Here is a 6,577-nt window from a genome sequence, read left to right on the forward strand (position 1 = left end):
ACCCGAGGTGGCACGTTCTGCACGATATCGACCGGCGCGACCGCTACATCATCGGGGGTTGCGTGGAGGATGTCTGGACCGGCGTCGGTGCCCTTCTGAGCCTATTCCCCGGCCTGCGCGGGCACATCGGCTATCTCGGCATCAGCTTCGGCGGCGGAATCGGCGCTATGGCCCTGCCGTGGGACCGGCGGATCGCGCGCGGGCATCTGAACGTTCCCACCTTCGGCCACCAGCGTCTGAGACTCGATCTGCCGACGATCGGCAGCGGTGCAGCCGTTCAGGACTTCGCTCGCCGTTACGGGCATGGTCACGTTCTCGAAACCTTGGCGTACTACGATGCCGCTGTCGCCGCGCGGCTCATTACCCAGCCCATGCATGTGGCTGCTGCACGTTTCGACCCCGCGGTCGCGCCGCCGGGCCAGTTCGCGATCTACAACGCGATTCCCGGTGAAAAGCACCTGTTCGTGCTGGAGGCCGGACATGTCGACTATCCCGATCGCGAACGCCAAGAGCAGGAGCTCATGGCGGAGCTGCGGGCCTTTTTCGCTGCTCTCTGAGCTGGCGCCGACGCGCTCGACGCCCGCCCGAAGAGTCGGTCGAAGCGGTCCGCGCTGCCGGACGATCGGCGGATGAGACGCATCGTGAACCGCGAGTATTACCACTGGTACAGTCCACGCCTCGGCCGCGATATGGAGTTGCTCGTCTTCGGGCATGCCGGTGCGAAGGTGCTCGTGTTCCCGACCCGAGACGGTCGCTTCCACGAGTACGAGGATCTCCGGATCGTCGAAGCGCTGCGACCCAAACTCGAGGCCGGGCAGCTTCAGCTCTACTGCGTCGACAGCATCGACCGGGAGACCTTTTACTGCGGGTGGTGCAACCCGGCGGATCGGATTCGGCGTCACCATGCCTTCGAGGAGTACATCCTCAACGAGGTCATGCCTCTGATGTCGATCAAGAATCCGCATCCTTGCACAATCGCGCACGGTTGCAGCCTCGGCGCCTATCACGCGGCCAACATCGCCTTCCGGCATCCGCACCTGTTTCGGAAGCTGGCGGCCTTCTCCGGCCGCTACGATCTCACGCTGCAGGTCGCCGAATTCCAAGACCTGCTCGGCGGCTATCGCGACGACCTCGTCTATTTCCACACGCCCGCGCACTTCCTGCCGAACCTGGCGTGCCCGTGGCGGTTGGATGCTCTGCGCGGGATGGACATCGTCCTGGTCGTCGGGCAGGACGACCCCTTTAGGGACAACAACCGTCACATCGGCCAAATCCTGCGAGACAAGGGCGCACGGCCTACACTGCACGAATGGGAAGGTCGCGCGCACCAGGGTTATCACTGGCGGCGCATGGCGCCGCTGTATCTCTAACGGGAGGATTTCCGGCGGGTGTATCCGCGGCGGGCCCGCGTAAGGGATCGATCGAGGGCCAACAATGAGACTTGCCCTGCAATATCTTCGTCGAATCGGATTTTCCGCTCGACAAACGCAATGCGATTCCGGCACCCTTTGATCATCGCCAACACCTGCTATGATTCAGCGGCGATGTCTTGCCGAAGGCCGTGGACCCGGCCCGGCGAGACGCCGGATACGGCAGGACCGGATCGACGGAGCACTCGGAAGTGCAGGTTGTTTCACCGAGTACGCCTTCTGAAACCCGGTGGTCGACGTCGACCGCCGATGCGAAGCAAGACGCGTCACTTCAGTCCGGAGAGTCCAGACGCTGCCGCGGCAATCGATCGACGCCGAGGCAATCGGTCTGGATTGTCCGATTCGTGCGACCAGCAAGGAGAAGAAGCAAGTGAAAACCAAGCAAATCCTGTTAAGTTCCGCTGCGGCACTCGCCATCATGCTCGCCGGCAGTGTCGCTGCCGAGCAACCTGCAACGCCGCTCGTCTCTGGCGACGAGCCGATGAACGTCGGCCAAGAGGCTCAGATCACGGCTCCGACGCCGGATGCGAAGGCGCAGGAGAAAACCAGCGAAATGCTCAAGAAGCAGGGCGAGGAGCTGACCGGAGACTATCCCACCGATCAAGGGGCCGAGGGACAGGTCAAAGATCCGACCCCCAACGCAGCCGAGCAGGCCGCAACGAAAGAGGCACTCGAGAAGGAAGACGCTTCCGGTGCAATCAGCGGCAAGTACGAGTAGTCCGCTGCTTGATCCCGGCTGCGATCGCGCACGCGATCCGAGCCGCCGGGATCGCCCTGGGGAACCCCGCGCAACTCGGGTGTTCCCCTCACGGTTTTTCTTCCTCGATCGCCGCACGACCTCGTCCACCGCGATCAAGGCCGCGCCGCACCCGCTTGCTGCGTCCCGAAGCCTCCGCAATGCCCTCGCCGCCATGACTGCGCAACGACCACCGGGGATACACACATGACCCAAGGTCGTCGTGTCCGGGGGGTCGAGGTCGGCTTGACGTTCGTGGAAGACGACTCGAACGCGACTCCCGCCACCCCGGTCACCTGCGAGACCTGCGCCGCCAGCTGCTGTCGCTTGGAGGTTTGGTGCCTCACCGACACCGGCGTCCCAGGGCACCTCACCGTCACCGATCACTTCGGCCGGACCCTGATGAACCGGCTCGAAGACGGCTGGTGTGCGGCACTGGACCGCGACACCCTGCTGTGCAGAATCTACTCGCAGCGGCCCTTGGTGTGTCGCGAGTTGGAGGTCGGCAGCCCCGAGTGCCTTGCCGAGCGCGGTTGAACCTAAACCGCGTCCGGAGCGACATGCGTCGTTTTCATTTTGCGTTTGGCTTCGGCGACGTCCTCGATCCCGGTGAGACGCGGTTTAGATCCGGCCGGCTCCTGGCGGTATGGAGCTACGGCCTCCTCGAGACCGATGACCAGGCCATCAACGACTGCATCCGACACGACGATCATGCGATCATTCAGCCTTACTGGCCGCAGGAGTGTCGGGGCGTGTAACGAGACGTCGGAGCAAGCGGTCAACCGCGGGTTGAGAGAGTCCACATGGCACAACAGCTGATCAAGGTTCCACCGACCAAGAACACCCTCCTCCGGCTGAAAAAGCAGGAGAAGTTTCTCGAGGAAGGCCACGATCTGCTCGAACGCAAGCGCGAGCTGCTGACGCGCCTCGTCTACGAGCGCATCGGCGAGTACCGGCGTCTGCGAGACGCATCCGAAAAGGCGCTCGCCGAGGCCTATCGTTGCCTCAGCATCACCCATCTGCGCATGGGAAGCCGCGGGATCCATCAGGCCGCGCTCGGCTCGGAGCTGGCGCTGACGGTCGACATCCTGCCGCGCCGTGCGCTCGGCGTGGAGTATCCAGCCGTCACCAGCGAGCGCATCCCGCTCAAGCCGGTCGGCCTTTTGGGGACGGACGCGAGCTTCGACACCACCCGCGAGAACCTCGCCAACGCCTGCGTTCTGCTCGCCCGTCTGGCCGAGGTCGAGACCGCGCTGCACCGTCTGATGGAAGAACAACGTAAGGCCCAGAAGCGGGTCAATGCGCTCAAGTACAACATCATTCCGCTCTATCGGCGGACCATCCACTTCATCCAGTCCTCGCTCGAAGAGGAGGAGCGCAACACGCTCTTCCAGGTCAAGTTGCTGCGGCAACGGGCCGAGGCTTGAGGAGCCGTCAACCGCCATGCCCAGCTTCCCTCGCAAGGTCCTCGGTCTGCTCCTGATTCTGGCCGCCGTCGGCGTCGCCTCGTGGCAGGCACTGGCGGTCTCCTGCTCGTCTCCCGCCGCTGCCGCCGAGACCACGCGGCACGCCGCCCGCCACGCTGAACCCCGGGAGACGCATCCATGATTCGCGTGTTTGCGCTTGTCGCGACCCTCACCGCGATCACCATCCTGATCCTGGTCGTTCGCTTCAAGCTTCTCGGCACCGACGATCACCGGCGTTCGATCCCGGAACAGCCGAACCCGGCAAAGAGCCTCTTGATGTTCCTGCTCACGCTGCCGGTCTTGGTTGCCGCGGTCGTCGCCATGGCCCGCGGGCTCTTGATGCCGATGATCGGCAACGCCATCGGTTACGGTCTGTTGCTGGGCGGGGCGTGGTTGCTGTGGCGCGGCCTGGTCTCGGAAGCCGCCTACGCGCGCCGTCTCATCGCAAAGACACCTTTTCCCCTCAAGGCCGTCGGCGGCGGCCTGATCGGCTTGGGCACCGGCCTCACGGCCTGGCTCGGCGTCGGGCACCATCCGGGCATCGCCTTCGCCTTCGGGCTCGTGGCCCTGCTCGGGTGTCGGCTCTTCTACGGAGGCGATCCAGTTGCAGCCAAGCGGGTGACGGCCGCCTCCGGACTGGACACCACGGATCAGGTGCTTGCCGCCCTCGGACAAGCCGAGCGCGCGATCGCAGCCGTGGAGCAGTCGAGCCGCGATATCCGGCAACCCGAGCTCAATCAGCGCCTGCGGCGCGTCGCCGCGCTCGCCCGCGAGATCCTGACTTTGCTTGAAGAGGACCCGCGGGACCTGCGACGCGCCCGCAAGTTCTTGAACGTCTATCTGGATGGAGTGCAACGTGTCGTCGAAGGCTACGCGAGGACGCACCAACGCGCCGCCTCGCCCGATCTCGACGCCAATTTCCGCCGGGTTCTGACGAGCATCGAGGAGGTATTCCAGGAGCAACGCCGGAAGCTTTTGGAGTCAGACATCATGGACCTGGACGTGCAGATCGAAGTGCTGACGAGCCAATTGAAGCGCGAAGGGCTCTTATGAACCGCGTCAACCGAGCCCTCTTTGGCTCGTTCGAGGCATGCCCGGAACTTAAACCTCGCATGTCACTCCGGACGCGGTTTAATCGCCATCTCGATGACCCTCGACACAGCCGCGAACCCGAACGTCGCCGTCACGAAGCTTGCCGATCCGTAGCCGAGTCGACAGTCCAGTGAAACGCCGCTGATCCCGGGCTTTTGGTGCCCGACACATCCATCCGCCCTCGGGTAGACCGGTTGCTCCAGCGAGTAGACGCAGTCGACCTTGAAACGCCGTTTCGGGTCGCGCGGGAATCCATAGCCCTCGCGCAACCGCCGCCGCACCTTCGAGGCCAAGGGGTCATGCTCCGTCCGGCTCAGATCGGCCACCCTGACCGCGGTCGGGTCGCGCCGTCCGCCCGCACCCCCGGTCGTGACGATGAGGATCTTGTGCCGCTTGCAGTGTGCAATCATCGCCGCCTTGAATCGAATGCTGTCGATCGCGTCGATGACCGCGTCATAACCGCGGCTTAGATACGCCTCAAGTGTCCGATCGGTGATGAAATCGCGAATCGGCTCGCACCGGCAAAGCGGGTGTATGTCCCGGATGCGCTCGGCCATCACCTCGACCTTCGCCCGATCGAACTGGCTGGTCATGGCATGACTTTGGCGATTCACGTTCCCCGCTTCGATGGTGTCGTCGTCGATCAGGGTAATGGCGCCCACGCCGGTACGGGCGAGCGCCTCCGCCGCCCAAGATCCCACCCCGCCCACGCCGACGACACAGATATGCAGATCCGCGATCCGTGCGCTCTGCGCCGCCCCGTAAAGACGAGTGATCCCACCAAAGCGCGCCTCCCGCCCTACCGAAATCTCTGCATCAGGCTGCGCGGGAGTGTCTGTTCTTTCCATCACGGCATCATCCTCGATCCACGCCCGGACGGAAAGCGTCCGCTCGAGACGACTTTCGATCCCGCAACCCCCAACGACCCCGCGAGCCCGCCGCGGTTTGCCGAGAACCGAATTCTCCTGAACCGCGTCCTCCGACAGCCCTTGGAAAAACGAGGTCGAAATTACCGACGCCGGATCGGAGGACTCCGAACGCGGTTCAGCGCTTGACATCTTGGGATTTTTCTCTAGATTGTTAGCACTCGATCCGACCGAGTGCTAACAGCCCGTCGAGATCGCGAACTTTCGGTTTCTTCGCTCAAGGAGTCACGTCGTTTATGAACCTACGTCCTTTGCATGACCGTGTCGTTGTTCGCCGCAAGGAGGAGGAGCGCACCTCCGCCGGTGGCATCCTGATCCCGGACTCGGCGGCCGAGAAGCCGATTGAAGGCGAGGTCATCGCCGTCGGCAACGGCAAGCTGCTGGACAACGGCGATATCCGCCGCCTGGATGTGAAGGTCGGCGACCGCGTGTTGTTCGGCAAGTATTCCGGCACGGAGGTCAAGCTCTCCGAGGAGAAGCTGCTGGTGATGCGCGAAGACGACATCATGGGCGTCATCGAATAGCGGACAACCGCCCGCTTGCGCCACACCCCCCATTTCGCTTTACCGAGGCAAGCAATCCATGAGTGCAAAACAGATTTCCTTCAGCGAGCAAGCCCGTGCCCGGATGCTCCGCGGCGTCGACATCCTTGCCAATGCAGTCAAGGTCACCCTGGGCCCTAAGGGACGCAACGTCGTGATCGAGAAGTCCTGGGGCGCCCCGACCGTCACCAAGGACGGCGTCTCCGTGGCCAAGGCGATCGAGCTCAAGGACAAGCTCGAAAACATGGGCGCTCAGATGGTCAAGGAGGTCGCTTCCAAGACCTCCGACATCGGCGGCGACGGCACCACCACCGCGACCGTACTGGCTCAAGCCATGGTCCGTGAGGGCCTCAAGGCCGTCGCCGCCGGCATGAACCCGATGGAC

At 63.8% G+C, this 6,577-nt stretch carries 11 protein-coding genes; 10 read left to right on the forward strand and 1 reads right to left on the reverse strand.

Annotated features, from left to right (window positions below; all coding sequences use genetic code 11):
- From GPT33_RS16105 to GPT33_RS16140, 8 genes are all read left to right on the forward strand, one after another.
- Positions 1 to 557: acetylxylan esterase (locus GPT33_RS16105; protein WP_296810849.1), on the forward strand; the 557-nt coding region annotated here is incomplete at its 5' end.
- Positions 558 to 629: 72 nt separating this feature from the next.
- Positions 630 to 1,370 (forward strand): alpha/beta hydrolase-fold protein, encoded by a 741-nt coding sequence (locus tag GPT33_RS16110; RefSeq protein WP_296810850.1) that lies wholly within the window; start codon positions 630 to 632, stop codon positions 1,368 to 1,370.
- A 430-nt stretch (positions 1,371 to 1,800) separates the two neighbouring features.
- Positions 1,801 to 2,148 carry a hypothetical protein gene (locus GPT33_RS16115; protein WP_296810852.1) on the forward strand — a complete coding sequence of 116 codons (348 nt, stop codon included), beginning with the start codon at positions 1,801 to 1,803 and terminating at the stop codon, positions 2,146 to 2,148.
- 225 nt (positions 2,149 to 2,373) lie between these two features.
- Positions 2,374 to 2,703 carry a YkgJ family cysteine cluster protein gene (locus GPT33_RS16120; protein ID WP_296810854.1) on the forward strand — a complete coding sequence of 110 codons (330 nt, stop codon included), beginning with the start codon at positions 2,374 to 2,376 and terminating at the stop codon, positions 2,701 to 2,703.
- A 23-nt stretch (positions 2,704 to 2,726) separates the two neighbouring features.
- Entirely contained in the window at positions 2,727 to 2,924 is a 198-nt protein-coding gene (locus tag GPT33_RS16125; protein WP_296810855.1) for a hypothetical protein, read from the forward strand.
- A gap of 45 nt (positions 2,925 to 2,969) precedes the next feature.
- Positions 2,970 to 3,593 (forward strand): V-type ATP synthase subunit D, encoded by a 624-nt coding sequence (locus GPT33_RS16130; protein WP_007190903.1) that lies wholly within the window; start codon positions 2,970 to 2,972, stop codon positions 3,591 to 3,593.
- Positions 3,594 to 3,609: 16 nt separating this feature from the next.
- Positions 3,610 to 3,774, forward strand: a complete 165-nt coding sequence (locus tag GPT33_RS16135) for a hypothetical protein (RefSeq protein ID WP_296810858.1) — start codon at positions 3,610 to 3,612, stop codon at positions 3,772 to 3,774.
- Positions 3,771 to 4,685, forward strand: a complete 915-nt coding sequence (locus tag GPT33_RS16140; RefSeq protein WP_296810860.1) for a 5-bromo-4-chloroindolyl phosphate hydrolysis family protein — start codon at positions 3,771 to 3,773, stop codon at positions 4,683 to 4,685. Before GPT33_RS16135 ends, GPT33_RS16140 begins: the two co-directional genes overlap by 4 nt.
- Before the next feature lie 62 nt (positions 4,686 to 4,747).
- On the opposite strand, the gene tcdA is transcribed toward GPT33_RS16140, so the two are convergent.
- Positions 4,748 to 5,572, reverse strand: coding sequence for a tRNA cyclic N6-threonylcarbamoyladenosine(37) synthase TcdA (gene tcdA, locus GPT33_RS16145; RefSeq protein WP_296810862.1), 825 nt, complete (start codon positions 5,570 to 5,572; stop codon positions 4,748 to 4,750).
- A gap of 314 nt (positions 5,573 to 5,886) precedes the next feature.
- Between tcdA and GPT33_RS16150 the strand changes: the two genes are divergently transcribed.
- Positions 5,887 to 6,174: a co-chaperone GroES gene (locus GPT33_RS16150; protein WP_232408691.1), complete on the forward strand. Its 288-nt coding sequence runs from the start codon at positions 5,887 to 5,889 to the stop codon at positions 6,172 to 6,174.
- 58 nt (positions 6,175 to 6,232) lie between these two features.
- Positions 6,233 to 6,577: TCP-1/cpn60 chaperonin family protein (locus GPT33_RS16155; protein WP_296810865.1), on the forward strand; the 345-nt coding region annotated here is incomplete at its 3' end.

Source organism: Thiocapsa sp. (genome assembly GCF_011390875.1).
In the GTDB taxonomy this organism is placed as follows: domain Bacteria; phylum Pseudomonadota; class Gammaproteobacteria; order Chromatiales; family Chromatiaceae; genus Thiocapsa.

What these genes read in the sequence shown, in the direction of transcription:
- GPT33_RS16110 (WP_296810850.1), top strand. Translation starts at nt 630, where the DNA reads ATGAGACGCATCGTGAACCGCGAGTATTACCACTGGTACAGTCCACGC.
- GPT33_RS16120 (WP_296810854.1), top strand. Translation starts at nt 2,374, where the DNA reads ATGACCCAAGGTCGTCGTGTCCGGGGGGTCGAGGTCGGCTTGACGTTC.
- GPT33_RS16125 (WP_296810855.1), top strand. Translation starts at nt 2,727, where the DNA reads ATGCGTCGTTTTCATTTTGCGTTTGGCTTCGGCGACGTCCTCGATCCC.
- GPT33_RS16130 (WP_007190903.1), top strand. Translation starts at nt 2,970, where the DNA reads ATGGCACAACAGCTGATCAAGGTTCCACCGACCAAGAACACCCTCCTC.
- GPT33_RS16135 (WP_296810858.1), top strand. Translation starts at nt 3,610, where the DNA reads ATGCCCAGCTTCCCTCGCAAGGTCCTCGGTCTGCTCCTGATTCTGGCC.
- GPT33_RS16140 (WP_296810860.1), top strand. Translation starts at nt 3,771, where the DNA reads ATGATTCGCGTGTTTGCGCTTGTCGCGACCCTCACCGCGATCACCATC.
- tcdA (WP_296810862.1), bottom strand. Translation starts at nt 5,572, where the DNA reads ATGGAAAGAACAGACACTCCCGCGCAGCCTGATGCAGAGATTTCGGTA.
- GPT33_RS16150 (WP_232408691.1), top strand. Translation starts at nt 5,887, where the DNA reads ATGAACCTACGTCCTTTGCATGACCGTGTCGTTGTTCGCCGCAAGGAG.